The organism is Streptomyces speibonae, assembly GCF_984686075.1.
Genome location: NZ_OZ480260.1, coordinates 1,724,616 through 1,750,912, shown reverse-complemented (window position 1 = coordinate 1,750,912; position 26,297 = coordinate 1,724,616). Strand labels below are relative to the sequence as shown.

At 73.5% G+C, this 26,297-nt stretch carries 24 protein-coding genes and 1 pseudogene; 15 read left to right on the top strand and 10 right to left on the bottom strand.

Annotated elements, in window-relative coordinates; all coding sequences use genetic code 11:
* Nucleotides 1-48 precede the first annotated feature (48 nt).
* Together AC5L3C_RS07725 and AC5L3C_RS07720 are read left to right on the top strand one after the other, a co-directional pair.
* Nucleotides 49-780, top strand: a complete 732-nt coding sequence (locus AC5L3C_RS07725; protein WP_493647891.1) for a response regulator transcription factor — start codon at nucleotides 49-51, stop codon at nucleotides 778-780.
* 2 nt (nucleotides 781-782) lie between these two features.
* Complete coding sequence (locus AC5L3C_RS07720; RefSeq protein ID WP_493647889.1) at nucleotides 783-1,895, top strand: sensor histidine kinase; 1,113 nt, start codon at nucleotides 783-785, stop codon at nucleotides 1,893-1,895.
* Nucleotides 1,896-2,104: 209 nt separating this feature from the next.
* Here AC5L3C_RS07720 and AC5L3C_RS07715 read toward each other — a convergent pair whose 3' ends face one another.
* From AC5L3C_RS07715 to AC5L3C_RS07705, 3 genes are all read right to left on the bottom strand, one after another.
* Nucleotides 2,105-3,106: an NAD-dependent epimerase/dehydratase family protein gene (locus AC5L3C_RS07715; protein ID WP_493647887.1), complete on the bottom strand. Its 1,002-nt coding sequence runs from the start codon at nucleotides 3,104-3,106 to the stop codon at nucleotides 2,105-2,107.
* Nucleotides 3,107-3,212: 106 nt separating this feature from the next.
* Nucleotides 3,213-4,658, bottom strand: a complete 1,446-nt coding sequence (locus AC5L3C_RS07710) for a sensor histidine kinase (protein ID WP_493653771.1) — start codon at nucleotides 4,656-4,658, stop codon at nucleotides 3,213-3,215.
* 38 nt (nucleotides 4,659-4,696) lie between these two features.
* Nucleotides 4,697-5,386, bottom strand: coding sequence for a response regulator transcription factor (locus tag AC5L3C_RS07705; RefSeq protein ID WP_125503467.1), 690 nt, complete (start codon nucleotides 5,384-5,386; stop codon nucleotides 4,697-4,699).
* A gap of 150 nt (nucleotides 5,387-5,536) precedes the next feature.
* On the opposite strand from AC5L3C_RS07705, the gene AC5L3C_RS07700 reads away from it, so the two are divergent.
* The 7 genes from AC5L3C_RS07700 (at nucleotide 5,537) to AC5L3C_RS07670 (ending at nucleotide 11,691) form a co-directional block, all read left to right on the top strand.
* On the top strand, nucleotides 5,537-6,877 hold the full coding sequence (locus AC5L3C_RS07700) for a ferredoxin reductase family protein (RefSeq protein WP_493647885.1): 1,341 nt from the start codon (nucleotides 5,537-5,539) through the stop codon (nucleotides 6,875-6,877).
* Between the two features lie 29 nt (nucleotides 6,878-6,906).
* The gene (locus AC5L3C_RS07695) at nucleotides 6,907-7,305 is read left to right on the top strand and encodes an FMN-binding protein (protein WP_125503465.1); all 399 of its coding nucleotides are present in this window, start codon (nucleotides 6,907-6,909) and stop codon (nucleotides 7,303-7,305) included.
* Between the two features lies 1 nt (nucleotide 7,306).
* Nucleotides 7,307-8,047, top strand: a complete 741-nt coding sequence (locus tag AC5L3C_RS07690) for an FAD:protein FMN transferase (protein ID WP_493647882.1) — start codon at nucleotides 7,307-7,309, stop codon at nucleotides 8,045-8,047.
* Between the two features lie 125 nt (nucleotides 8,048-8,172).
* Nucleotides 8,173-9,297 (top strand): ABC transporter ATP-binding protein, encoded by a 1,125-nt coding sequence (locus AC5L3C_RS07685; RefSeq protein WP_493647881.1) that lies wholly within the window; start codon nucleotides 8,173-8,175, stop codon nucleotides 9,295-9,297.
* Nucleotides 9,294-9,992, top strand: a complete 699-nt coding sequence (locus AC5L3C_RS07680; protein ID WP_493647878.1) for an ABC transporter permease — start codon at nucleotides 9,294-9,296, stop codon at nucleotides 9,990-9,992. The genes AC5L3C_RS07685 and AC5L3C_RS07680 overlap by 4 nt, the downstream gene beginning before the upstream one ends.
* Nucleotides 9,989-10,654, top strand: coding sequence for an ABC transporter permease (locus AC5L3C_RS07675; RefSeq protein ID WP_493647877.1), 666 nt, complete (start codon nucleotides 9,989-9,991; stop codon nucleotides 10,652-10,654). Before AC5L3C_RS07680 ends, AC5L3C_RS07675 begins: the two co-directional genes overlap by 4 nt.
* A gap of 80 nt (nucleotides 10,655-10,734) precedes the next feature.
* Nucleotides 10,735-11,691 carry an ABC transporter substrate-binding protein gene (locus AC5L3C_RS07670; RefSeq protein WP_493647876.1) on the top strand — a complete coding sequence of 319 codons (957 nt, stop codon included), beginning with the start codon at nucleotides 10,735-10,737 and terminating at the stop codon, nucleotides 11,689-11,691.
* A gap of 43 nt (nucleotides 11,692-11,734) precedes the next feature.
* Here the strand turns inward: AC5L3C_RS07670 and AC5L3C_RS07665 are convergent, their stop codons facing one another.
* The 6 genes from AC5L3C_RS07665 to AC5L3C_RS07640 all read right to left on the bottom strand — a co-directional run bounded on the left by AC5L3C_RS07665 (nucleotide 11,735) and on the right by AC5L3C_RS07640 (nucleotide 17,827).
* A complete protein-coding gene (locus AC5L3C_RS07665; RefSeq protein ID WP_125503459.1) occupies nucleotides 11,735-12,340 on the bottom strand; it encodes a GTP-binding protein in 606 nt (201 codons plus the stop codon).
* Nucleotides 12,327-12,686, bottom strand: a complete 360-nt coding sequence (locus tag AC5L3C_RS07660; RefSeq protein WP_493647874.1) for a DUF742 domain-containing protein — start codon at nucleotides 12,684-12,686, stop codon at nucleotides 12,327-12,329. Before AC5L3C_RS07660 ends, AC5L3C_RS07665 begins: the two co-directional genes overlap by 14 nt.
* Nucleotide 12,687: 1 nt before the next feature.
* On the bottom strand, nucleotides 12,688-13,119 hold the full coding sequence (locus AC5L3C_RS07655) for a roadblock/LC7 domain-containing protein (protein ID WP_125503457.1): 432 nt from the start codon (nucleotides 13,117-13,119) through the stop codon (nucleotides 12,688-12,690).
* Between the two features lie 20 nt (nucleotides 13,120-13,139).
* On the bottom strand, nucleotides 13,140-15,551 hold the full coding sequence (locus AC5L3C_RS07650) for a sensor histidine kinase (protein WP_493647872.1): 2,412 nt from the start codon (nucleotides 15,549-15,551) through the stop codon (nucleotides 13,140-13,142).
* 51 nt (nucleotides 15,552-15,602) lie between these two features.
* Nucleotides 15,603-16,613 carry a substrate-binding domain-containing protein gene (locus tag AC5L3C_RS07645; RefSeq protein ID WP_493647871.1) on the bottom strand — a complete coding sequence of 337 codons (1,011 nt, stop codon included), beginning with the start codon at nucleotides 16,611-16,613 and terminating at the stop codon, nucleotides 15,603-15,605.
* A gap of 260 nt (nucleotides 16,614-16,873) precedes the next feature.
* A complete protein-coding gene (locus AC5L3C_RS07640) occupies nucleotides 16,874-17,827 on the bottom strand; it encodes a lytic polysaccharide monooxygenase (RefSeq protein ID WP_493647869.1) in 954 nt (317 codons plus the stop codon).
* 590 nt (nucleotides 17,828-18,417) lie between these two features.
* Here AC5L3C_RS07640 and AC5L3C_RS07635 point away from each other — a divergent pair.
* The 4 genes from AC5L3C_RS07635 (at nucleotide 18,418) to AC5L3C_RS07620 (ending at nucleotide 23,194) form a co-directional block, all read left to right on the top strand.
* Nucleotides 18,418-19,065, top strand: a complete 648-nt coding sequence (locus AC5L3C_RS07635; protein ID WP_493647867.1) for a ScbR family autoregulator-binding transcription factor — start codon at nucleotides 18,418-18,420, stop codon at nucleotides 19,063-19,065.
* 40 nt (nucleotides 19,066-19,105) lie between these two features.
* Nucleotides 19,106-20,281 (top strand): damage-control phosphatase ARMT1 family protein, encoded by a 1,176-nt coding sequence (locus AC5L3C_RS07630; protein WP_493647865.1) that lies wholly within the window; start codon nucleotides 19,106-19,108, stop codon nucleotides 20,279-20,281.
* 95 nt (nucleotides 20,282-20,376) lie between these two features.
* On the top strand, nucleotides 20,377-22,533 hold the full coding sequence (gene cyc2 / locus AC5L3C_RS07625; protein ID WP_493647863.1) for a germacradienol/geosmin synthase Cyc2: 2,157 nt from the start codon (nucleotides 20,377-20,379) through the stop codon (nucleotides 22,531-22,533).
* 28 nt (nucleotides 22,534-22,561) lie between these two features.
* Nucleotides 22,562-23,194 carry a PDZ domain-containing protein gene (locus AC5L3C_RS07620; protein ID WP_493647861.1) on the top strand — a complete coding sequence of 211 codons (633 nt, stop codon included), beginning with the start codon at nucleotides 22,562-22,564 and terminating at the stop codon, nucleotides 23,192-23,194.
* Here the strand turns inward: AC5L3C_RS07620 and AC5L3C_RS07615 are convergent.
* A pseudogene (locus AC5L3C_RS07615) lies at nucleotides 23,187-23,941 on the bottom strand (metallophosphoesterase). The gene AC5L3C_RS07620 and the pseudogene AC5L3C_RS07615 overlap by 8 nt on opposite strands.
* Nucleotides 23,942-24,154: 213 nt before the next feature.
* Between AC5L3C_RS07615 and AC5L3C_RS07610 the strand changes: the two are divergent.
* Together AC5L3C_RS07610 and AC5L3C_RS07605 are read left to right on the top strand one after the other, a co-directional pair.
* Nucleotides 24,155-25,282: an aminopeptidase P family protein gene (locus AC5L3C_RS07610; protein WP_493647859.1), complete on the top strand. Its 1,128-nt coding sequence runs from the start codon at nucleotides 24,155-24,157 to the stop codon at nucleotides 25,280-25,282.
* 49 nt (nucleotides 25,283-25,331) lie between these two features.
* Nucleotides 25,332-26,279 (top strand): aminoglycoside phosphotransferase family protein, encoded by a 948-nt coding sequence (locus AC5L3C_RS07605; RefSeq protein WP_493647857.1) that lies wholly within the window; start codon nucleotides 25,332-25,334, stop codon nucleotides 26,277-26,279.
* Nucleotides 26,280-26,297: the final 18 nt, after the last annotated feature.

Genomic DNA, 26,297 nt, shown 5'->3' with positions numbered 1-26,297 from the left:
GCGTCCGGGCCGCACCGCTCGCGCGCGCGTGGTGCGAGGCTGGGCCGCATGCACCAGCGACCACCCCACGCCGCGGACGGAGCCCGGGTCCTCGTCGTCGACGACGACCCCACCGTCGCCGAGATCGTCACGGGCTACCTCGACCGCGCCGGATACGTCGTCGACCGGGCCGGTGACGGCCCCGACGCGCTCGCCCGCGCGGCGGCCCACTGGCCCGACCTGGTCGTCCTCGACCTGATGCTGCCCGGCATGGACGGTCTGGAGGTGTGCCGCCGGATCCGCGGCCACGGCCCCGTACCGGTGATCATGCTCACCGCGCGGGGCGACGAGGACGACCGCATCCTCGGTCTTGAGGTGGGCGCCGACGACTACGTCACCAAGCCGTTCAGCCCGCGCGAACTCGTCCTGCGCGTGGAGTCCGTGCTGCGCCGCACCCGCCCCGCCGCCCCGGCCGCCGCCGTGTCCGTTCTGCTGCGGGCGGGCGGCCTGGCCGTCGACCCCGCCGCCCGCAGGGCCACCAAGAACGGGGCCGAACTCTCCCTCACCATCCGGGAGTTCGACCTCCTCGCCTTCTTCCTGCGCCACCCCGGACGGGCGTATGCGCGTGAGGAGCTGATGCGGGAGGTGTGGGGCTGGGACTTCGGCGACCTGTCGACGGTGACCGTCCACGTACGGCGGCTGCGCGGCAAGATCGAGGACGATCCCGGGCGGCCCCGGATCGTCCAGACGGTGTGGGGCGTGGGGTACCGCTTCGACCCCGCCGGCGCCGGGGAGGCGTGAGCATGCGGGACACGCTCCTCATCGCCCTGTTCGCCTTCCTCGGCGCCGCAGCGGCCGGGCTGCTCGGCGCGTGCGTGCTGCTGCTGATCCGGCGGCGGTCGCTGACCGCGCACCTCGCGGTGGTCGCCGGGGTCGCGGTGACGGCGATGCTCGCCGGCACCCTCGCCGTCGCCCAGGCCATGTTCCTGTCCGCGCACGACCTGAGCGTGGTCACGACGGTCGTCGCCATGGCCGCGGTGGTCTCCACGGTCACCGCGCTGCTGCTGGGCCGCTGGGTCGTCGCCCGCAGCCGGGACCTGGCGCGCGCCGCCCGCTCCTTCGGCGACGGCGGCGACTTCGCCGCGCCGGACGGCCCGGCGACCGCCGAACTGGCCGCGCTCAGCCGGGAACTGGAGGCCACCAGCGTCAAGCTCGCCCAGTCCCGTGACCGCGAGCGGGCGCTGGAGTCCTCGCGGCGGGAACTCGTCGCATGGATCTCCCACGACCTGCGCACCCCGCTGGCCGGACTGCGCGCGATGGCCGAGGCCCTGGAGGACGGGGTCGCCGCCGACCCCGACCGCTACCTCAAGCAGATCCGCACCGAGGTGGAACGCCTCAACGACATGGTCGGCGACCTCTTCGAACTCTCCCGCATCCACGCGGGCACGCTGACCCTCTCGCCGTCCCGCATCTCCCTGTACGACCTGGTCGGCGACGCCCTCGCCGGCGCGGACCCGCTCGCCCGCGAACACGGCGTACGGCTCGTCGGCGACGGGGTCGAACCGGTGCCGGTGGAGGTGGACGGACGCGAGATGAGCCGCGTGCTGGGCAATCTGCTGGTCAACGCGATCCGCCGGACCCCGTCCGACGGCACGGTCGCCGTCGCCGCGCGGCGCTCGGACGAGGGCGTGGTGCTGTCCGTGACCGACGGCTGCGGGGGCATCCCCGAGGAGGACCTCCCCCGCGTCTTCGACACCGGCTGGCGCGGCAGCCACGCCCGCACGCCGCCGGCCGGCGCGGGTCTCGGTCTCGCCATCGTCCGCGGCATCGTCGAGGCGCACCACGGCAGCACCACGGTGCGCAACGTCACCGGCGGCTGCCGCTTCGAGGTGACCCTCCCGGCGACGAGCCCCTGACGGTACGTCCGCCTTGCCGAGGGTGCTGCCCCCGGACCCCCGCTCCTCTAACTCCCCCAGAGGGGCTGGATTGTGCCGGACCGGACGGGCTGAATATTTCAGCCCGTCCGGCGATTGAGGACGAGGCCCGAAGGGCCGAAAGGGGGGTATGGGGGCGCAGCACCCAGGGCGGGGGCGACGCGAGGGGCGTGGGGCGGACGCGGCCGGGCTCAGTCGCTCCGCAGTCCCGACGACGCGAACTCGCGCATCCCCTCCTCGAAGCCGACCTCCGGCTTCCAGCCCAGTTCCGCGCGCAGGCGCGAGGAGTCGGCCGTGATGTGCCGGACGTCGCCCAGCCGGTACTCGCCGGTGACCACGGGGTCCGGGCCGCCGTACGCCGCGGCCAGGGCGTGGGCCATCTCGCCCACCGTGTGCGGCGTGCCGCTGCCCGTGTTGTACGCGGTGAGCGTCCCCGCGGCCGGGTCCGCCGTCAGCGCGGCGACGTTCGCCGTCGCCACGTCCCGTACGTGGACGAAGTCCCGGCGCTGACCGCCGTCCTCGAAGACGCGCGGGGCCTCGCCGCGGGCCAGGGCCGAGCGGAAGAAGGAGGCGACGCCCGCGTACGGGGTGTCGCGGGGCATGCCGGGGCCGTAGACGTTGTGGTAGCGCAGCGACACCGCCGTACCGCCGGTCGACCGGGCCCAGGCGGCGGCCAGGTGCTCCTGGGCCAGCTTGGTCGTGGCGTACACGTTGCGCGGGTCGGCCGGGGCGTCCTCGCCGACCAGGCCGGGTGCGAGGTCCGCCCCGCACTGGGGGCAGGCGGGTTCGAAGCGTCCGGCCGCGAGGGCGGCGACGGACCGCGGCCCCGGCCGCACCACCCCGTGCCGGGCGCAGGCGTACCGTCCCTCGCCGTACACCACCATCGAGCCGGCCAGCACCAGCCGCCCCACGCCCGCCTCCGCCATCGCGGCCAGCAGCACCGCCGTACCCAGGTCGTTGCGGGAGACGTACTCCGGCGCGTCCGCGAAGCCGGTGCCGAGGCCGACCATCGCCGCCTGGTGGCACACCGCGTCCACACCCCGCAGGGCCTCGCGCACCGCGCCGGGGGAGCGGACGTCCGCCGTCGGATCGGTGCGGACGTCGAACACGACCGGCTCGTGCCCGCGCTCCCGCAGCGCCTCGACGACATGGGACCCGATGAACCCGGCACCGCCGGTGACCAGTACGCGCATGCGCCCACGCTAAGTCCGCGCCCCGCCGGGAAGCGGCAGCGGCACCCACCACGTCATGGGTCCGTAAGAGTCTCGGGTGACCCGGAAGGCCCCCACCAGGACCGCCTCACGCGATGATGTCGTGCTCCCCCGCGCCGGCGGTCCGCCGGTCCCCGCCGGTCACCGGCAGCCGTACGGTGAACACCGTCGCCCCCGGCTCGCTGCGCAGCTCGATCCCGCCGCCGTGGGCCCGCGTCAGGGACTGGGCGACCGCCAGGCCCAGCCCGCTGCCGCCCCGGTCCCGGCTGCGGGCCTTGTCGACCCGGTAGAACCGGTCGAACACCCGCTCCCGGTCCTCCGCCGGCACTCCGGGGCCCGCGTCGGCCACCCGCACCACCGCCGTGTCCCCGGCCACGGACACCTCCACCGACACCGGGGTGCCGGCCGGGGTGTGCACGGCGGCGTTGGTGAGCAGGTTGTCCAGCACCTGCCGGATGCGCTGCGGATCCAGCCGCAGTGTCAGCGGACCCGGCCCGGTCCTCACCTTCAGCGGATGTCCCGGATGACCCGCCCGGAACGCGTCGGCCGCCTGCTGCACCAGCTCCGTCAGATCCGTCTCCGCCGTCCGCAACGGCGTCTCCACCTCCGCCGCGTCCAGCCGGGCGAGCAGCAGCAGGTCGTCGAGGAGCACGCCCATCCGGGCGGCCTCCGCCCGCAGCCGGGCCAGATGCCGGTCGCGTTCGGCGGGCTCGTTGGCGGCGGCGTACTGGAACAGATCGGCGTAGCCGCGCACCGACATCAGCGGGGTGCGCAGTTCGTGCGAGGCGTCCGCGACGAAGCGGCGCAGCCGCAGCTCGGCCTCCGCGCGGACCGCGAGGGAGTCGTCGATGTGCTCCAGCATGGTGTTGAACGCGGTGCGCAGCTCCGCCACCTCACGGCCGCCGTCCCGGCCGTCCGCGCGCAGCGGCAGCCGGGAGGCCGACTCGCTCAGGTCGTGCGAGGCGATGCCGTGCGCCGTGTGCGCCATGTCGCTGAGCGGTTTCAGCCCGCGCCGCAGCATCCGCCGCCCGAACACCAGCAGCGCGAGCAGCGCGAGGGCGAACACCACGACCTGCACCGTGATCAACTGCTCGACGGTCTGCTCGATGTCCTTCACCGGAGCGGCGCTCACCAGCACCACCCCCGGCTCCACCTCGCAGCCCCGCAGCTTGTAGGTGCCCTCGCCGTCGATCCGCGCGGTGCGCACCAGCTCGGTGTCGGAGTGCGCCATGGCCCGCGCGAGGTCGGTCATCGCCCGGGTGTCGTCGGGCACCTCGGCGGGCTTGCGCAGCGTCACCGCGTCCTCGCCGGAGACGTCGTACACGGCCGTGTACCAGCCGTAGTACGACTTCCGCTTGACCGTGCCGTGCGCCGCCGCATCCTTGGCCTGGACGGTCTGGATCAGCCTCAGCTGGTCGGCCAGCTGCCGCTCCAGATACTCGTGCATGTGCGTGGTCAGGGCCGTGCCGACCACCGCGAACACCGCGAGCGACAGCACCCCGAGGCCCAGGGTCAGCCGGGTGCCCAGCCGCATCCGCCGGTAGGTGTCCCGCAGCCGCCGCACGAGCGCGGTCACTCGGCGGCCTGCCGTATGACGTACCCGAAGCCCCGCACGGTCTGGATCAGGGGCGCGCCCGTGGCGTCCAGCTTGCGCCGCAGCCGGCTGACGACCAGCTCCACCACATTGGAGCGGCCCCCGAAGCCGTACTCCCACACATGATCGAGGATCTGCGCCTTGGTCAGCACGGTCGGCGACCGGCGCATCAGATAGCGCAGCACCTCGTACTCGGTCGGCGTCAGCGACAGCAGCCGGTCCCCGCGCCGCACCTCACGGGTGTCCTCGTCCATCGTCAGATCCGCCACCCGCAGCACCGAGCGCTGGAACCCCGGCCCGGCGCTGCGCCGCAGCACCGTCCGCAGCCGCGCCATCAGCTCCTCCACGGCGAACGGCTTGACCAGGTAGTCGTCCCCGCCCCGGGTCAGCCCGGCCACCCGGTCCGCGACCCCGTCCCGGGCGGTGAGGAAGACCACCGGCACCATCGTCCCGGACCGCCGCAGCCGGTCCAGGACGCCGAAGCCGTCGATGTCCGGCAGCATCAGGTCGAGCACCACGATGTCCGGGCGGAACTCGCCGGCCCGGCGCAGCGCCTCCTCACCGCAGTAGGCGGTGACCGCGTCCCAGCCCTCGTACCGGGCGACCGTCGCCACCAGGTCCGCGATCGGCGGGTCGTCGTCCACCACGAGGAGTCGTACTTTTTCCACCCGCCCATACTGCGGCACCCGGCCCCCCGCGCCACAGGGCGGTGCACATCCGCGTCCCGATCGATAAAAACCTGAAAGTCGGCCGACAGGTGATCGACAGTGTCTGCGACCAGGCTCGGTGTCCCAGGACCCGATCAAGGAGTTTGCCGCGTGACAGCTGTCCAATCGCCTCCCGCACCCCCCACCGTGAGGCGACACCCCGGGACGGTGGCGCGCACCGGCCTGTACGCCCTGATCGCGGCGAACGCGGCCGTGGTGGCCGTCTTCTTCGTCCAGGCGGGCTTCGGCGCCAACGCCCTCGTCCTGCTCGGCCGCCTCACCGGCCTGTACGCCGCCCTGCTGATGGCCTTCCAGCTGCTGCTGGTGGCCCGCCTGCCCTGGCTGGACCGCAGAATCGGCATGGACCGGCTGACCCTGTGGCACCGGTGGCTCGGCTTCGGGCTGCTGTGGACGCTGCTCGGCCACGCGGTCTTCATCACCTTCGGCTACGCCGAGATGTCCTCGATGGACCCCGTCAACCAGCTCGTCGACCTCGCCGAGACGGTCGAGGGCGTGCTGCGCGCGGTCGTCGCGCTGGCGCTGATCCTCGTCGTCGGCGCGGTCTCGGCCCGCCGGGCCCGGCGCCGGCTCGCCTACGAGACCTGGCACTTCATCCACCTCTACACCTACCTGGCCGTGCTGCTGGCCCTCAGCCACCAGGTCGCCGTCGGCTCCACCTTCACCGCCTCCTCCGCCGCCACCGCCTACTGGTACGGGCTGTGGGGCACCGCCTTCGCCGCCGTCCTCGCCGGCCGGGTGGTCCTGCCGCTGTGGCGCAACCTGCGCCACCGGCTGCGGGTCTCGGCCGTCGTCCCGGAGAGCGACACCGTGGTGTCCGTGCACATCACCGGCCGCGATCTGCACCGGCTGCCCGCGCGCGCCGGCCAGTTCTTCCTGTGGCGGTTCCTCACCCGCGACCGCTGGTGGCAGGCCAACCCGTACTCCCTGTCGGCCGCGCCCGACGGGCGCGGCCTGCGGCTCACCGTGAAGGCGGTGGGCGACGGCAGCGCGGCCCTGCGCCAGCTGCGGCCCGGCACCCGGGTCTTCGCCGAGGGCCCCTACGGCGCCTTCACCACCTTGCACCGCACCCGGCCCGACGCCCTGCTCATCGCCGGCGGGGTCGGCGTCACCCCGATCCGCGCCCTGCTGGAGGAGCTGCACGGCCACGCCGTCGTCCTCTACCGGGTCAACACGGAGGCCGACGCCGTGCTCCACGACGAACTGCGTGAACTGGCCCTCGCCAAGGGCGCCGAACTGCACCTCGTCACCGGCCCGCCCGTCCCCGACCGGCTCGCCCCCGGTGAGCTGTCCCGGCTCGTGCCGGACCTCACCGACCGGGACGTCTACGTCTGCGGCCCGCCCGGGATGACCGCCGCGGTCCTGCGCACCCTGCGCGTTCTGGGCGTGCCCGGGCGCCAGATCCACCACGAGCGCTTCAGCCTGGCCGGATGACGCGCACCCGGAGCATGAGGAGAACCCCCGTGAAACGAGCCCTGCCCGTCCTGGTGCTGACCGTCGCCGGACTGGTCCCCGTGGTGCGCTACGCCCCCGCGGCCCCCACGCGGGTGGCCGCGGAACCCGCCCCCGCCCCCACGGTGTCCACCGCACCCGGCAGCACCGTCCAGGTCGTCGCCGGGCCCACCGTGGAGACCGAGAAGGGCCCGGTGCGGGTCGAGGTCACCCTCGACGGCGACCGCATCACCACCGTGCGGATGCTCCAGCAGCCGGACCACCCGCAGACCACGGCCGCCGTGCCGACCCTGATCGAGGAGACGCTTCAGGAGCAGAGCGCCGACATCGACACCGTGTCCGGCGCCACCGTCACCAGTGACGGCTACCGGGAGTCGCTCCAGGCCGCCCTCGACGCGCAGGGCTCCTGACATGCGGCGCGTCGAACACGTCATGGGGCTCCCGGTGTCCCTGCGCGTCGACGACGAGCGGTTCGACGCCACCGCGGCCGACCGGCTGTTCACCTGGCTGCACGAGGTCGACGCCCGGTTCAGTCCGTTCCGCGAGGACAGTGAGGTGAGCCGGCTCGGCCGGGGCGAGCTGGACCCCGGCCGGCTGAGCCCGGGGCTGACCGAGGTCCTCGAGCTGTGCGAGCGGTACCGGGTGGCGACCGGCGGCGCCTTCGACGTACGGCTGCCGGGGCGGGGGCTCGACCCGTGCGCCGTGGTGAAGGGCTGGTCGGTGCAGAAGGGGGCCGAGCTGCTCCGGGCCGCCGGGGTACGGCGGTTCTGCCTCAACGCCGGCGGGGATGTGGCCGTCGCCGGCGGACCGTGGCGCGTGGGGGTACGGCACCCCGAGCACCCCGGGCGGCTCTGCACGGTCGCCCAGGTCACCGACGGCGCCGTCGCCACCTCCGCGCGCTACGAACGCGGCGACCACATCCTCGACGGACGCACCGGCCGCCCGGCCACCGGTCTGCTCAGCCTGACCGTCGTCGCCCCGACCCTGACCGAGGCCGACACGGTCGCCACGGCGGCCTTCGCGCTGGGGCGTGAGGGCATCGCGTGGGCCGCCGCACGCCCCGGCTGCGAGGTCTTCGCCGTGACCGCCGACCGCCGGGTGCGGCGCACCGACGGGTTTCCGCTCGCCGGATCTGGGCAGGTGGCGGCCTAGCCCGAGGCCGCCGCCACGGGTGCGGGGATCCGGGGCTGTGTCAGTGGGGCCGTTTACACTCACCCGGCGACACAGCATGCGACCCCGGTCCGAAACTTTCCGCCACCCGAAGGGCACTCGGCGTCTTGATACGGTTCGATTCAGTCACGAAGCGGTACCCGGACGGCACGGTGGCGGTCGACCGGCTGTCGCTGGAGATCCCCGACCGCTCGATCACCGTCCTCGTCGGACCCTCCGGCTGCGGCAAGACGACCACCCTCCGCATGATCAACCGGATGGTCGAACCCACCGAGGGAACGATCCTCCTCGACGGCGAGGACAGCCGGAAGCGGCCGGTCACCACCCTGCGCCGGTCCATGGGCTACGTCATCCAGAACGCCGGGCTCTTCCAGCACCGCACGATCGTCGACAACATCGCGACCGTGCCCCGCATGCTCGGCTGGGGCAAGCAGCGGGCCCGGGAGCGGGCGGCGGAGCTGATGGAGCGGGTGGGCCTGGACACCTCGCTGGCCAAGCGGTACCCCTACCAGCTCTCCGGCGGCCAGCAGCAGCGCGTCGGCGTGGCGCGGGCGCTCGCCGCGGACCCGCCGGTGCTGCTGATGGACGAGCCGTTCTCGGCCGTCGACCCCGTGGTGCGCAAGGGACTCCAGGACGAACTCCTGCGCATCCAGGACGAACTGGGCAAGACCATCGTCTTCGTCACCCACGACATCGACGAGGCGATCAAACTCGGCACCATGGTCGCCGTGCTGCGCGAGGGCGGCCGGCTCGCCCAGTACGCACCGCCCGCCGAGCTGCTGTCCGGCCCCGCGGACGCCTTCGTGGAGGACTTCCTCGGCGCCGACCGCGGCATCCGCCGGCTGTCCTTCTTCCCCTCCGCCGGACTGGAGCTGACCAGCGACGCCGTGGTCCCGGCCGGCACTCCCGCCGCCCGGATCCCGGCCGTCGAGGCCCCCTACCTGCTGGTGACCGGCCCCGACGGCCGCCCGCTGGGCTGGGCCGAGCGGGCGGAGCTGACCGCCGGGGACGTCCCGGCCGACCGGCTCCTGCCGTACGGGCGGCCGTTCGTGCCCGGCGCCGACTCCCTGCGGGCCGCCCTCGACTGCGCCGTGCTCTCGCCCACCGGCTGGGCGGTCGCCGTGGACGGGGACGGCCGGGTGACCGGCGTCGTCTCCCAGCAGACCATCGGCGAGGCGATCCGCGCCGCCCACACGGCCGGCCGCACCGACGGCGAGAAGGTCGCGGGATGAGCGGCTTCTTCGACATCCCCAGCGACCTCCAGCACAGCTGGACCGGCCTGATCGGGCTGCACATGCGCGAGGCCCTGCTGCCGGTGGCCGCCGGGCTGCTCCTCGCCCTGCCGCTCGCGCAGCTGTGCGGACGCTTCCGCTGGCTGTACCCGCCCGTGCTCGGCGTGACGACCGTGCTGTACGCCATCCCCTCGCTGGCGTTCTTCGTCGTCCTCATCGACTACACCGGCCAGACCGAGCTCACCGTGATGATCCCGCTGGCCCTGTACAGCCTGGTGGTGCTGGTCCCGGCGATCGTCGACGGCGTGCGCTCGGTGCCGGACGAGACCCTGGCCGCCGCCACCGCCATGGGCTTCGGCCCCGTACGCCGCTACCTCCAGGTGCAGTTGCCCATCGCCGCGCCCGCCATCATCGCCGGACTCAGGGTCGCCACCGCGTCCAGCATCTCCCTGGTCAGCGTCGGCGCGCTGATCGGCAACCAGGGCGCCCTCGGCAATCTGCTCGCCGCCGCGCAGAAGTACGACCGGCCCGAACTCGCGGTGAACGCCGTCCTCACCATGGCCGTCCTGGCGGTGCTGTGCGACGCCCTGCTGGTGCTGCTGCGGATCCTGGTGACCCCGTGGATGCCGCGCGGCACCCGCCCGAAGCCCGCGGCACGGCGGGCGCAGACCACCCCGGAGGGCGCGGTCCGGTGAACCTCCTCAACTTCGTCGACGCCTTCTTCAGCGACGCCGCGAACTGGCAGGGCTACGACGGCATCCCGCAGCGCTTCTGGGAGCACGTGCAGTACTCGGCGCTGGCCCTCGCCGTCGCCGCCGCGATCGGCCTGCCCGTCGGCCTGCTCACCGGGCACACCGGACGCGGCGGGAACGCGCTCGCCTTCATCGCCAACGCCGCCCGCGCGCTGCCCAGTTTCGGCCTGCTGGTGCTCGCCGTCCTGCTGATCGGCTTCGGCCTGCTGCCCGTGATGATCCCGCTGGTCGTGCTGGCGGTCCCGCCGGTCCTGGTGACCACCTACGAGGCGGTCCGCTCCGTCGACCCCGCCCCCGTGGACGCCGCCCGGGGCATGGGCATGCACGAGTCGCGGATCCTCTTCCAGGTCGAAGTGCCGGTGGCGCTCCCGCTGATCCTCAGCGGCCTGCGGTCCGCCGCCATCCAGATCGTGTCGACGGCCACCATCGCCGCGTACGTCAGCCTCGGCGGCCTCGGCCGGTACATCATCGACGGGCTCTACCAGCGCGACTACGAGAAGGTGGTCGGCGGCGCCACGCTGGTGGCCGTCCTGGCCCTCGCCACCCTCGCGCTGTTCTGGGCCGCGGGACGGCTGGCGGTCTCGCCCGGCGTGCGCAGACGCTGACGTCCGGCCCGCCTCCCGTGCGACAAACCGTGACCCTCATGTTCTTGACTGACCGTAAAACGGCTGGATTGGATCGGCGAATGACTTCTACCGCGAAGAGCAGCAGACCCAGGACGAGGCACACCGGCGCGGCGGCCGTCGCGCTCACCGCCGCCGCGGCGCTGCTCGCGGGCTGTTCCTCCGACGACACCTCCGACAACCCCCTCGCCGGGGAGAAGGCCGAGGCGGGCACCGTCGTCGTCGGCTCCAACAACTTCGCCGAGAGCACCCTGCTCGCCGACATCTACGGCGAGGCGCTGCGCGCCAAGGGCATCAAGGTCGACTACAAGCACAACATCGGCAGCCGTGAGACGACCTACGGCCTGATGAAGAACGGCTCCATCACCGTTCTGCCCGAGTACAACGGCTCCCTGCTCGCCTACCTCGACCCCGAGGCCGGGCAGGAGTCGGCCGAGGCGGTGAACGAGGCCGTCAAGGCGAAGCTGGACAAGAAGCTGACCCTGCTGGAGTCGTCCCCGGCCGAGGACAAGGACTCGGTCAGCGTCAACGCCGCGACCGCGAAGAAGCACGGCCTCACCGCCGAGTCGACGCTCGCCGACCTCAAGGACATAGCGCCCGACCTGGTCATCGGCGGCTCGCCGGAGTTCCAGACCCGGCAGCAGGGGCTGAAGGGCCTGGAATCCGTCTACGGACTGAAGTTCAAGTCCTTCAAGGCACTGGACGCGGGCGGCCCGCTGACCCAGGCGGCGCTCGCCGAGAACGAGGTCCAGGCCGCCGACGTCTTCACCACCGATCCGACCATCGTGAAGGAGAAGTTCGTCGTCCTGAAGGACCCGGAGAACCTCTTCGGATTCGCCAACGTCACCCCGCTGGTGCACAAGGACGGCCTCCCCCAGGAGGGCGTGGACGCGCTCAACGCCGTCTCGGCGAAGCTCGACACCGAGACCCTGCTCGACCTCGACGCCCAGATCCAGCTGGAGAAGAAGGACCCGCTGGACGTGGCCAAGGCCTGGCTGAAGTCGGCCGGCCTGGACTGACCGCCCCCGGGGTGCGGCCGACGGGCCGCACCCCCGCGGGAGTTCACCCCGCGGGAGCCGCCGGGGCCGCCTGGGCTATCAGCCGGTCGATCAGCGCGATCAGCACGTCCCGGCTCGACTCCCGCTCCCGCGCGTCGCACAGCAGCACGGGCACGCCCTCCGGCAGCGTCAGGGCCTCGCGTATGTCCTCCGCCGGGTAGGGGTGCTCGCCGTAGAAGCCGTTGACGGCTATCACGAACGGTATGTTCCGGCGTTCGAAGAAGTCGATCGCGGCGAAGCTGGTCCGGGGCCTGCGCACATCCACCAGGACCACCGCGCCCAGCGCGCCCAGCGCCAGGTCGTTCCACATGAACCAGAACCGCTGCTGGCCCGGGGTGCCGAAGAGGTACAGCACGAGATCGTCCGAGACGGAGATCCGGCCGAAGTCCATGGCGACCGTGGTGGCACGTTTCTCCTCCACGCCGTCCAGGTCGTCGACGTCGAGTCCCGCCAGGGTCAGCGGTTCCTCGGTGCGCAGCGGGGCGATCTCGCTGACCGAGCCGACCATCGTGGTCTTGCCCACGCCGAAGCCGCCGGCGATCAGGATCTTGACCGTGTCGGGAGCCGAACGGTCGGCGGACTCCTGAGCGGTGGTGTCAGAGCCGGCCAAGGCCCTCCCTCACTTTCTGCAGCAGGTCCAGATCCGGGGTGGTACGGGTGACGGGGTGCGGCGGATGCGCGGTGATCCGGCCCGCCTCCAGCAGGTCGCAGAGCATGATGACGACCACGCTGACCGGAAGGTCGAGCCGCGCGGCGAGCTCGGCGACCGCCATCGGCTCGGCGCACAGCCGCAGGATCCGCAGATGCTCGGGCTGCGGCCGGCCGGCCGTCTCGGGCTGCGGATCGACCGCCGTCACCGTGGTGATGAGCGTGAAGTCGGCGCGGCTGGGCCGGGTCCGGCCGCCGGTCAGGGTGAAGGGCCGTACCAGCCGGCCCGCCGAGTCGCTTCCTCCCACCTCACACGCCGGGGTCGACGGCGGGCCCGGAGGTGTCCCGCGGTGCCGCGCTGAGGTGCTCGCCGATCTTCTTCACCAGCATGTTCATCTGGTACGCCACCACACCGACGTCCGCCCCCGGACCGGTGAGCACCACCAGATGGGCGCCGGGCCCCGCCGAGGTGAGGATCAGGAAGCTGTGCGCCATCTCGATGAGCGCCTGGCGCACCGGGCCGCCGCGGAAGTCCATGCTGACGCCCTTGCTGAGGCTCATCAGCCCGGACGCCGTCGCCGCCAGGCGCTCCGCGTCGTCGCGCAGGAAGCCGGTGGACTTGCTGACCACCAGCCCGTCCTCGGAGAGGACCACGGCCTGGTTCACGTCGGCGACCCGTTCCACGAGTCCGGTCAGCAGCTGGTCCAGCTGGGTGTGGGTGGCGGGGATGGGGCGTGTCATGGCGGTTCCTTCGTCGGCGGTCAGCGGTCGGCGTCAGCGGTCGGGGTCGAGAGCCCGGAGGATGCCGCGGGCACCCGGGACGGGTCCGTCGGGCCGTCCTCGCCCGGGGGCCCGTCCGGGCCGGCATGGGCGCCGTCGGACGCGGGCCCGGCCTCGTCGGTGTCGTCGTCCCGCGCCTGGAGCGTGCCCCGCTGGAAGCAGGCCAGGGAAGAGGCGGCGTGCTCCGCGGTGAAGTCGTCGGCGGACCCGTCCGCGGGCTCCGGCGGGGTCTCCTCGCGCAGTTCGGCGGCCAGGCTGGTCTGCGGCACCCGGCGGGGCAGCGGGGTGAGTCCGTCCGCGCGGGGCGCGGCCGGTGCGGGCACGGACCGCACCGCGGTGGCCGGCCGGGCCGCCGCCTCCCGCGCGGGAGCACTCCGCCGCGCGGCGGCCGCCGCGTCCTCGCGTTCCCCGGCCGGTACGTCCGGCGCGGCGGCGTCCGCCGTGTCCCGGGCGCCGGGACCGGCCGGCTCGTCCCGCACCACGATCTCGTGCGGGATCAGCACGATCGCCGTGGTCCCGCCGTACGGTGACGGGCGCAGCGTGACGGCGATGCCGTGCCGGTGCGCGAGCTGCGCGATCACGAACATGCCGAGCCGGAGGTCGTCGGCGAGTGCCACCACGTCGAACTGCGGCGGCTTGGCCAACTGGGCGTTGAGGGAGGCGTAGTCCTCCTCCGACATGCCGAGGCCCCGGTCCTCGATCTCCACGGCCAGGCCCTTGGCGACCATCGCCGCCCGCACCCCGACGGGGCTGGGCGCCGGCGAGTACACCGTCGCGTTGTCGATCAGCTCGGCCAGCAGATGGATCACGTCGGCCACCGCGGGCGGGGCGAGCGACACCTCCTCGTCGGTGTGCACCTCCACCCGCTGGTACTCGGCGACCTCGCCGACGGCGCTGCGCACGATGTCGATCAGCGCGACCGGCTCGCTCCAGGTCCGGCCGGGCCGCTCCCCGCTGACGATGACCAGGTTCTCCTCGTACCGGCGCAACTGGCTGGCCGTGGAGTCCAGTTCGTACAGGCCCTTGAGGACCTCGGGGTCGGTGTGCCGGCGCTCCAGCGCGTCGAGCTTGCTGAGCTGGAGGTTGACCAGGTTCTGGCTCTGCCGGGCGATGCCCAGGATGACCTTCTGGAACCCCCGCCGGGTGTCGGCGAGTTCGACCGCGGTGTGCACGGCGGTGCGCTGCGCGGTGTTGAACGCCTGGGCGACCTGGCCCAGTTCGTCGGGCCGGTAGTCCAGCGGGGGCGCCGCCGACTCGACGTCGACCTTCTCGCCGCGCTCCAGCCGGGCCACCACGTCGGGCAGCCGCTCGTGCGCCAGACCGAGAGTGGCCTCCCGCAGCCCGCGCAGCCGGCGGGACAGCGAACGGGTGATGCGCCAGGACAGCCCGACACACAGCAGCAGCGCGAGAAGTCCGGCGGCGCTCAGGGAGGCGGCCGTCACCAGCAGGCCGCGGGCCTCGTCGGCGCTGCTGGTGAGCAGCGCGTCCGTCTGCTGCCGGATCATCGTGGAGTACTGCGCCGAGACCTTGTCCATGGCCTCGGTCCACTGTTCCCGCAGGTCCGGCAGTTGGGCGCTGCGGTCCTTGCCCTCCACCGTGGTGGCCAGCACCTGGTCCTCGATCGCCTCCAGGGCGCGCCACTCGGGGCTGCGCAGGATCTGCTCGGCCTGCGCCCTGACGTCGCCGGTCACCGCGGGCATGATCTGGTCCTCGACCAGCCAGCGGCGGGTGTGGACCATCTCCGTGAACTGGCTCCACTTCTCCGCGTAGAGGCGTCCGGAGGGCCAGGCGAGGGTGAGGACGGCGTCCTCCTGGGAGACCAGCTCCGCCGCGTGCTCCAGCGCCACCAGCGGCTGCGCCTGCGAGGTCAGGTCCCCGTCGTCGACCTGGGACAGCTCCCGGAAGGCGTGGATCTGGTCGTCGATGATCGAGGTGTACTGCTCGAGCGCCTGCTCGGCGGTGATGCCGGTGGGGCGGTCCACCTGGTCCCGGTAGTACTCCAGGCTGCCCACCGAGCCGAGCACCGAGTACAGCCGGTCCGAGACGCGCGGCGGTGCGCCGGCGATCGCGTCCGCCTGCCCCGCCAGCTTCGCCACCGCCTTGTCGGTCGTCTCGCGCTGCGCCTCGAGGGCGGCCCGGGAGCTGCGTGGCTCGGCCAGCCACGCGGCGGTCAGCCTGCGCTCCCTCTGCAGCGCGAGCGTGGTGTGCGTGCCCATCGCGCCCGTCGACCGGCTGAGCGTCGTCTGGGAGCGCAGCTGCAACCCCTCGGAGAACATCTGGATCGTCGTCAGGCCCCACATGCCGGCGAGGGTGACGCTCGGCACCAGGGCGAGGAGGAACAGCGAGAGACGAATGGAGCCGATACGGCGCCGGGCACCTGTCCGTGGAGACATCGTGGTCCTAGAGCGGTCGGATGGTGGGAGAGGTACGCACGGGCCGGACCGTCACCGGGTCCCCCCGGCGGCGAATCCGGCGACGGACTCCGCGTTGTCCCGGGTGACGAACGCCGGTCCGGTGAGCACGGGCGCGACCCCGCCGCCGCTGAGGTTGCCGTTGGTCCGGTACAGCCACAGCGCGTCCACGGCGAGATAGCCCTGCAGATACGGCTGCTGGTCGACGGCGAACTGCACCTTGCCGCCGCGCACCGCCTCCACGAGCTCGCTGCTGAGGTCGAAGGTGGCGACGCGGGCGTCGCTGCGCGCCTCCGCGACCGCGTCCACCGCGGTGAGCGCGAAGTCCGCCCCGTTGGTGACGATCTGGTCGATGGTCGTGTCCTGCCGCAGCCGGGCGGTGAGAACGCCGGAGACGGCGCGCTTGTCGGTGCCGTCGACGTAGAGGTTCTCCGTCGTCCCGCCGAAGGTCTTCTTCACGCCCGCGCAGCGGGCCTCCAGGCCGACGTTGCCGCGCTCGTGGACGACGCACAGGGCGTGCCGGCCCTTCAGCTCGTTCAGCTTCTCGCCGACGGCCCGGCCCGCCACGCTCTCGTCCTGGCCGAAGAACGCCGGCAGCCCGGCCGACTGCCATTCGTCCAGGCCCGAGTTGAGCCCGACCACGGGGATGTCCGCCGCCCGTGCCTCGTCGACCGGCCCCTTCATGGCCTGGGGCTTGGCCAGCGTCAGCGCGATGCCGTCGACGCCGTCGCGCACCGCCTCGCGGACCAGCTTCGCCTGCCCCGCCGGATCCGGGTCGCTCACATACGTCAGCGCGATGTCGTCCTTGGCCGCCGCCGCCTCGGCGCCCTTGCGCACCCGGTCCCAGAAGGGGTCGTCCTCGGTGCCGTGGGTGACCAGGGTGACTCTCGTCCGTCCCGCCGCGGACCCGCCCGCGCCGTCCGCGTCCGAGGAGTCGTCGTCCGTACCGAAGGCGGAGCACCCGGTCGCGACCAGAGCGACGGCGGCCGCCACGGCCACCAGGCGGTGTCGCGAGAGGCGGCGGGACGGGGGACGAGTCTTCATGAGGAGTGCGGACCTCGCTGTGCGGCAGAGCAAGAGCAGGGGAGAGCACGGACGGCCGCATGGGGGGACGTGCGCCGGCCGGGTGACTCTCGCTGGCCCGGAGCCAACCGTGTGCGACCGGTGGTCGTCAAGTGAAAGGCCACGTGAAGTGAGGTCTTGCTGCCGCATTGTGATGAAGCGTGAAAACGCGGTGGCCGTGCGGCATTCCGAACCGAACGGACGGTACGTACCGGCCCGGCTCTCCTCCGTACGCCCCGGCTTCAGCGCCGGCGCAGCCGCATGACGAGCGCGGCGCCCCCGGTGAGCACCAGGACGGCGAGCGCACCGCCCGCGAGCAGCGGGGCGGAGGGACCGGAGGAGGAGGCGGCGGCGGTGGTCCGGGCGGCGGGGGTGCTCGCCGGTTCGGGGGCGACGGCCGCCGGCGTGCTCGCGGCGGGGGTGGCGGTGTCCGAGGCGCGGGGGCTCGCGGTCCGCTCGGGGGCCGCCGCCTCGTCCTCGTTCTTCGCCTCGTCCTCGTTCTTCGCCCCGTCGCCCTGGTCACGGACCTTCGGCGGGGCGGACGCCGGCTTCCTCGCCTCCGGGAACTCCACGTCCGAGCACGAGTAGTAGGTGTCCGGAGTACTGCTGTTCTGCCAGACCGTGTAGAGGACATGACGTCCCGTCCGGTCCGACGGCAGTGTCACCCGGAAGTGGTACGCGCCGTCGGTCAGTGCCGGGTCGCGCACCTCGGCGAGCGGACGCTCCGGCAGATCGGACCAGGAGAGCGGCTGCGCCGGGTCGTAGCCGGGCTTCGTCAGGTACACCCGGAAGGTGCCGGTGTGCGGGATCGTCGAGACATACGTCATCGGCAGGGTCCCGCCGGGCGCCACCCGGGTCGCCGGCCAGTCGGCGCGGGCGAGGTCGAGGCCCCGGTAGGCGGGCAGGCCCCCGCTGCACAGCTTCCCGTCCGGGATCCGCTGCCGGTCCCGGCCGCCGACGTTCGCCACGCGCAGGTTGTCCCACGCGGTGAACGGCCCGCCGTTCGCGGCGACCGCCGCGCGGCACGCCGCCGAGCCCGCACGCTCACCGCCCTGGGGCGAGCACGCCACGACCCGGCTCACCGGATCCGTCGGGGCCCCGTGGGCATGCGCCGGCGCCGCGGCCCACAGCGGCGTCAGCAGCGGGGCCACCAGGGCCGCCGCGAGCGCGGCGCGGTGTGCGGTCGTCTGGGACATCCGGGACGCCTCCTTCGGCGGGGCGGGAACGCGGTGGGGCGGTGGTGCCTTCCGTGCAGTACGGATGAACGGCCGGGCGCGTTCATGTCCCGGCCGATGCGGGGCGTGGCGTCCGTTCCTGGTCAACCGCTGTGCGCCGAGGGTGGGTTCCCGGCCGGTTCGAGGGTTTCCCCGGTATCCGGACGGGCCGCGCGCTGCCTATCGTTCGAGCGCGGCCGGACCCCCGGGCGACCCCGAAAGGGGCCGCCGCCCGCGCGTCCGGCCGGCCGAAGGGTGCGGGACGATGCGTCCCGGGACACCGGCCGCAAATCGACGGCCGGCGGCCGACCTTCTGAAACACCCCGCGAGCAGGCGGGCCGGACGGTGCGGATGGGGCACCGGTCGGCCCGCCGTTCTCTTTTTCGCCGCCACCTGACACACTTAGATACCGGACGCGCTGTTTTCTTTCATCTGGCACGTTTGTTTTGCCGGATGTGCCCAAGTGCGGCTGCCCGCCAGGGTGATGACCCTCGCCGGAGGGTGAGTTATCGTGTACGTGGTGTGAAAACAAACGGCATGACCCGTTCCTTTCCGGCTCAGGAGTTCAGGCGATGGCGAGGCAGGTACGCGCCGAGCAGACCCGCGCGACGATCATTACGGCCGCCGCAGACCTGTTCGACCGGCAGGGCTACGAATCGACCAGTCTCAGCGACATCGTCGAGCACGCCCACGTGACCAAGGGCGCCCTCTACTTCCACTTCGCCGCGAAGGAGGACCTCGCCCACGCCGTCCTGGAACTGCAGTCCGCGACCTGCCGCAAACTGGCCCGGGACACCGAGGTCCGGGGGCACACCTCCCTGGAGGCGCTGATGCGCCTCACCTTCTCCATAGCGAGGATGTCGGCCGAGGACCCCGTGCTGCGGGCCGGTCTGCGGCTCGCCACCGGCGGTATCCGCCCGCGTCCGCCGCTGAGCCACCCCTTCACCGAGTGGCTGGACATCGTCACCGCGCGGCTCGTCGGCGCGGTCAAGGAGGGGGACGTCCACCCGGACGTCGACATCGACGTCGTGGCCCACTCCCTCGTCTGCTTCTTCGTCGGCACCCGCGTCGTCGGCCGCTCCAGGGAATCCGTTGCCCGACAGCCCCGCCGCACCGCCGAGATGTGGCAGATCCTCATCCGCGGACTGGTCCCCGTCACCCGGCGCGCCCGCTATCTCAGCCTGGCCGCACGGCTGGAACGGGAGATCGCCCCGGTGTGACGCACGGCGGCGCCCACGGGCGCGCGTTACGGTGAGCCGCATGTCCGAGATCCCCACCGCCCCCGTGATCGTCGCCGACGAGCCCGGCACGTTCCCCCACAGTGTGCTGGCCGAGCGGCACCCCGCGATCATCCGGCAGGTGCGCGAGGCCCTCCCGTACGGACCGGCGCAGCGAGACGCGCTCGACGCCCTGCTGGCCAACTGCACCGAGGGCACGATCGAACCCCTGCCCGCCACGGCCCACGACCGGGAGCGCTGGGCGTCCTGGGGGATGGACAAGCACGCCGGACGCACCTGGTTCGAGGTGCCCTGGCTGTGGTCCGAGAGCTGGTTCTACCGCCGGCTGCTGCACGCCGTGGGCTACTTCGGACCCGGCCCCTGGCAGGGTATCGACCCCTTCCGCCCGTCCAAGCTCGCCGAACTCGGCTCACCCGCCACGGACGAGGAACTGGCCGCGCTCGACGACCTCGCCGGCCGCCCGGAGGAGGAGCGGGCGCGGGCCCTGCTGCACGGCTCCCTGTGGGGCAACCGCGCCGACCTCGGCTTCCGGCTGTCCGCCGAAGGGGCCGAGGAGACGGCCGCCGTCCCCGCCCTGGTGGCCGACGACAGCGAACGGCTGTGGCCGCTGCTCTCCTCCGGCACGGGCACGCTCTGCCTGGTCGCCGACAACGCGGGCCGCGAACTCGTCCCCGACCTGCTGCTCGTCGCGCACCTCCTGGCCCACGGCCGCATCGGCCGGGCCGTGCTGCACATCAAGCCGTACCCGTACTACGTCTCCGACGCCACCACCGCCGACGTCGTCGACGCGGTGGGCCGGCTCACCGGCGCCGGGGGAGCGGCGGCGGCGTACGGGCGCGGTCTGTGGGACGCCCTCGCCGACGGCCGCCTCGCCCTGCGCGCGCATCCCTTCTCCTGCTCGCCGCTGCCCTACGAGCGGATGCCGGACGACCTGCGCGCCGACTTCGCCGCCGCCACCCTCACCGTCGTCAAGGGCGACCTCAACTACCGCCGCCTCGTGGGCGACCGGTACTGGCCGCCCACCACCCCGTTCGCGGACGTCACCGGGTACTTCCCGGGGCCGGTCGCCGCGCTGCGCACCCTCAAGTCCGACGTGATCACCGGACTGGATGCCGCGACCGAGGCGGCGCTGACGGACGCGGAGGGGCGGAGCTGGCGCACGGCCGGCACCCACGCGCTGATTCAGGTACGGACATGACCTCAACGACTCCCGTACCGGGCAGGGTTCACGCGATGGTGTGATCACGTCCCGGCCGGCGGATGCCGTCACCGGGCCACGGGTAGCTCCCGGCCATGACGCAGCCGTTCGAACTCCCGCACTTCTACCTGCCGCACCCCGCGCGCCTCAATCCGCACGTCGACGGGGCGAGAGCCCATTCGACGGCGTGGGCACGCGAGATGGGGATGCTGGAGGGCAGCGGGGTCTGGGAGCAGTCCGACCTCGACGCGCACGACTACGGACTGCTCTGCGCCTACACCCATCCCGACTGCGACGGCCCCGCCCTCTCCCTCGTCACCGACTGGTACGTGTGGGTCTTCTTCTTCGACGACCACTTCCTGGAGAAGTACAAGCGCACCCAGGACCGCGCCGCCGGAAAGGCCCACCTGGACCGGCTGCCGCTGTTCATGCCGCTCGATCCGGCGACGCCCGTCCCCGAGCCGGAGAACCCGGTGGAGGCGGGCCTGGCCGACCTGTGGGCGCGCACGGTGCCGGCGATGTCCGCGGACTGGCGCCGCCGGTTCGCCGTCGCCACCGAACACCTCCTCAACGAGTCGATGTGGGAGCTGTCCAACATCAACGAGGGGCGGATCGCCAACCCCGTCGAGTACATCGAGATGCGCCGCAAGGTGGGCGGCGCCCCCTGGTCGGCGGGGCTCGTGGAGTACGCGACCGCCGAGGTCCCCGCCGCCGTCGCCGGCACCCGGCCGCTGCGGGTGCTGATGGAGACGTTCTCCGACGCCGTGCACCTGCGCAACGATCTGTTCTCCTACCAGCGCGAGGTCGAGGACGAGGGCGAACTCAGCAACGGCGTGCTGGTCCTGGAGACGTTCTTCGGCTGCACCGCCCAGGAGGCCGCCGACCTCGTCAACGACGTCCTGACCTCACGGCTGCACCAGTTCGAGCACACCGCGTTCACCGAGGTCCCCGCGGTCGCGCTGGAGAACGGCCTCACCCCGGACCAGCTCGCGGCCGTGGCGGCCTATACCAAGGGACTCCAGGACTGGCAGTCCGGCGGCCACGAATGGCACATGCGCTCCAGCCGGTACATGAACGAGGGCGCGCGCTCCCGCTCCCCCTGGGAGGTGCCGTCCGGCCCCGGCACGTCCGCCGCCGGCATCGGCGCGCTGCTCAGCACCACCGGGGCCCGCCGCCTGCGCGCCCACACCCACGTGCCCCATCCCAAGGTCGGCCCGTCGGTCATCCCCGAGATCGAGATGCCCTACCCGCTGGAGCTCAGCCCCGCCCTCGACGGTTCGCGCCGGCATCTGCTGGAGTGGTCCCGGCGCATGGGCATCCTCAACGAGGGCGTCTGGGACGAGGACAAGCTGGCGAGCTGCGACCTGCCGCTGTGCGCGGCGGGCCTCGACCCGGACGCCACCCAGGAACAGCTCGACCTCTCCTCGGACTGGCTGGCCTTCGGCACCTACGGCGACGACTACTACCCGCTGGTGTACGGCCACCGCCGCGACCCGGCCGCCGCCCGGCTGACCACGGCCCGCCTCGCGGCCTGCATGCCCCTCGACGACGGACCGGTGCCGCCGCCCGTCAACGCCATGGAGCGCTCCCTGACCGACCTGTGGGCGCGTACCACGGCCGGCATGACCCCCGAGGAGCGCCGCCCGCTGAAGTCCGCGATCGAGTCGATGACCGAGGCGTGGGTGTGGGAGCTGTCCAACCAGATCCAGCACCGCGTCCCGGACCCGGTGGACTACCTGGAGATGCGGCGCGCCACCTTCGGTTCCGACCTCACCCTGGGACTCTGCCGCGCCGGCCACGGTCCCGCGGTGCCGCCGGAGGTCTACCGCAGCGGTCCCGTGCGCTCCCTGGAGAACGCGGCGATGGACTACGCCTGCCTCCTCAACGACATCTTCTCCTACCAGAAGGAGATCGAGTTCGAGGGCGAGATCCACAACGCGATCCTCGTCGTGCAGAACTTCTTCGGCGTCGACTACCCGACCGCGCTGCCCGTGGTGCAGGACCTGATGAACCAGCGGATGCGCCAGTTCCAGCACGTCGTGGAGCACGAACTGCCGGTCGTCTACGACGACTTCCAGCTGTCGCAGGAGGCGCGGAAGATCATGGCGGACTATGTGACGGACCTCCAGAACTGGATGGCGGGCATCCTCAACTGGCACCGCAGCGTCCCGCGGTACCAGGACGCCTACCTGTCCGGCCGGGTCCACGGCTTCCTTCCGTACCGCGCACCGGCCCGGCCGGTGCCGGCCTGACGGCCCGGCGCCGGTGCCGGAGGCAGCCGTGGAACGACCCGCGCTGCGGCCCAAGCCCCTGCCCGGGGATCCGGGCAGAGCCCGGGAGCGTCCCGGGCACGCCCGCCAGTCCCGCCAGTCCCGCCAGTCCCGGCAGTCCCGGCAGTCCCGGCAGTCCCGGCAGTCCGGGCAGCAGGCCGGGCGACGGCGCGGACGGCGGCTGCTGACCGCGCTGCTCGGGGTGGCGGCCGGTGCGGTCCTGGTGCTGTCGGGGGTCGGGCTGGGCGCGATGGGCGCCACCGTCGTCGGCGCGGGCGCGTTCACCGGGCCGGAGCGGCGGGCGGGGGCGGTCCCGCTCGCCGGCCCGGCCGCGTCACCGCCGCGCGGGGCGCCCTCCGCGCCGGCGCCCGCCCCCGTCGTCGTACGGCTCGGGGTGGAGGTGGCCGACGGCCGGGGGCCGGGGGCCCGGGTCGTCGGCGTGCACGTCCCGGGCCCGGGTTTCTCGGCCGGTCTGGTACGGGGCGACGTGCTCCTCGCCTTCGGCGGCGAACGCGTCGGCTCGGCCGCCGACCTGGCCCGTGCCGTGGCCCGGGCCCGGCCGGGCGAGGAGGTGACGCTGACGGTGCGCCGGGCCGGCGGCGGTCACCGGCGGCTCACGGCCGTCCCCGGCATCGTCACATGACCACGCGGAAGTGGCTGGTGAGCCGCGCCTCGTCGTCCAGGACGTGGAAGGCGAGTCCGACCGGCGCGTCCCGGTCCGCGACCTGCTCGCCCTCCCAGGGCAGCCGCAGCGTCCACGTCATGCCCGGCCCGACCAGCACGGGGCGGCCGGCGAACGTGGTGGCGGCCGGGGTGTGGGCGTGCCCGGTGATCAGCCCGGCCACCCGGGGCCGGCGCGCCATCAGCTCCGCCGGCGCGGCCGCGTCGCGCAGCGGGTGGGGAGTCGGGCAGGGGGTGGTGCAGCGGTACCGGCGGGTGGTGGAAGGCGAGCAGGGCCGGAAGGCCGTCGGGGAGCGTGTCGAGCGTCGACTCGATCCAGGCGCGGGTCCGCGCGCCCAGCTCGCCGTCGTCGCGCCCCGGGATGCTCGAATCGCACATCAGCACGGCCCCGCCGTCCAGCCCCCGCACGCTGTTGACCGGCCCGTCGGCGGCCGGCTCCCCCAGCAGCGCCTTGCGGTACGGCGCCCGGCTGTCGTGGTTGCCCGGACAGGTCAGCACCGGGAACGGGGCGCCGCCGTCGCGCAGTCCGAGCAGGCGGGCGGCCTCCTCGTACTCGGTCTCGGTGCCGTGGTCCGCGATGTCCCCGGTCACCAGCAGCGCGTCGGGCGGTACCGGCAGTTCCCACAGCCGGTCGCACCCGCCGGGCGCGCTCGGTCGCCCTCGCGGTTCCGTCCAGATGCAGATCGCTGATGTGCGCGAGTACGAGCACGGTCGTACGCCTCCTCGGCTGGGACTGCCAACGTCGAAGGCGATCTCATCTTGGGATGTAATGGTTGGACAACCATTTGCCATTAGTTCAGGCAGGAGTGCGGGGGAGGTGAGGCAGGGGTGAGGGCGAACCCGGCGAACCGGCTCGCGCCGCCCCCGCCCGCCGGGCAGGATGCTGCCCGTAGGCCCGACGTCCGCCCTGGGAGGCACCCGGATGACCGGCACCACGCCCGCGTCCTTCACCGCCGACGACTACAAGGCCCGGATGGAGCGGGCTGCGCGGCAGGCCGCCGACGCCGGACTGGCCGGACTGCTCGTGGCACCCGGCCCCGACCTGGTGTGGCTCACCGGCTACACCCCCACCGCGGTCACCGAGCGGCTCACCCTGCTGGTCCTGGCGGCCGGCCGGGACCCGGTGCTCGTCGTCCCCACCCTGGAGGCCCCCGACGCCGAGCACGCCGCCGGCGCCCCCGCCCTCACCCTGCGCGACTGGACCGACGGCAAGGACCCCTACGCCGCCACCGCCGCCCTGCTGGACGCGGACGGCCGGTACGGCATCAGCGACAACACCTGGGCGCTGCACCTGCTGGGCTTGCAGCAGGCGCTTCCCGGCACCTCCTACGCCGCCCTCACCGAGGCCCTTCCCATGCTGCGCGCCGTCAAGGACGCGGCGGAACTCGACCTCCTCGCCGCCGCCGGAGCGGCCGCCGACGCCGCGTTCGAGGAGATCAGGGGCGTGGCCTTCGCCGGCCGCCGCGAGGCCGACGTCGCCGCCGACCTCGCCGCCCTGCTGCGCCGCTCCGGCCACTCCCAGGTCGACTTCACCATCGTGGCCTCCGGACCCAACGGGGCCAACCCGCACCACGAGGCCGGCGACCGCGTCATCGGACGCGGCGACATGGTCGTCCTCGACTTCGGCGGCCTCAAGGACGGCTACGGCTCCGACACCTCCCGCACCGTGCACGTCGGCGAACCCACCGACGAGGAACGCCGGGTGCACGACCTGGTGCGCGAGGCGCAGGAGGCGGGCTTCCGCGCGGTGCGGCCCGGCGCCGCCTGTCAGGACGTCGACCGAGCCGCCCGCGCCGTCATCGCCGGCGCCGGGTACGGGGAGTACTTCATCCACCGCACCGGGCACGGCATCGGCGTCACCACCCACGAACCGCCGTACATGATCGAGGGCGAGGAGCAGCCCCTCGTCCCCGGCATGTGCTTCTCCGTCGAACCCGGCGTGTACCTGCCCGGCCGGTTCGGGGTGCGCATCGAGGACATCGTGGCCGTGACCGGGGACGGGGGGAGGCGGTTGAACAACACCGCGCGGGAGATGGTCATAGTGGACTGAACGTCACCCGACGTCCCCCTACCGCCTCCCCGAACGGCAATGGCGAGAGATGACCCAGGCACCCACACCCACCGCGGACACCGTCCGCCGACTGGCCCGCACGCTGCTCAAGGACAGCGGCGCGGCAGCCGCGCCCGGACCCGACGTCCGGCCCGTCAGCGAGGAGGCCGGGCAGACCGCCTGGTGGGTCGGCGCCCACCATGTGCTGCGGCTCGCCCCGGACCGCGGGACGAGCGCCCGCCGGCGCCGCGAACCGCGGCTGCGCGACCTCGTCCGCCCGCACGTGCCGGCGGCGCTGCCGGTCCTGGTGGCACAGGGGGAGTGGGCGCCCGGACTGCTGTGCACCCTCGACACCAGGCTGCCCGGCGGTACGGCGGAGGAGCACACCGTCTCCGCCGTCGGCGAGACCGACCTGTCCGGGCTGCTCACGGGGCTGCACAAGGTGCCGGTGCGGCAGGCGGAGACCCTCGGCGTGCCGCGCGTGGCCCCGCGCTCCCTCGAGGCCCTGCGCCGGGCCGCCCGCGAGGCCGCCGAACGGCTCGCCGAGGCCGACGAGTTCGACCCCGGACGGCTGGACCAGCTCAGCCCGCCCGCCGCGGTCCAGCTCGCCGCCCAGTCCGGCACGGCCGTCCTGGTCCACCACGCCCTCACCGGCGGGCACCTCCTGGTCGGCGGCGACGGCCGGGTGCGCGGCGTCCTCGGCTGGGACGCGGCGGTCGTCGGCGACCCCGCCGAGGACATCGCGGGCCTCGCGGTCGCCGTCGGCGCCCCGGCCGCCGTCCGCGCCGCCACCCTCGCCGGGTACGGCGCCCGCCCGTGCCTGCGCGGCCTCTGGCTGGCCCGCTGCGACGCCGTCGTCCACCTCGCCGACGCCCTCGCCGGCCGCGCCACCGCCCGGCCGCGGCTGCGGCTGCTGCGCACCCGGCTGCGCCGGGCCTGGGAACCGATCATGCTGGAGCGGGTCACGGACCTGCGCAAGGAGGACGACGCGCTCTAGCGACGCGCCCGTTAGGGT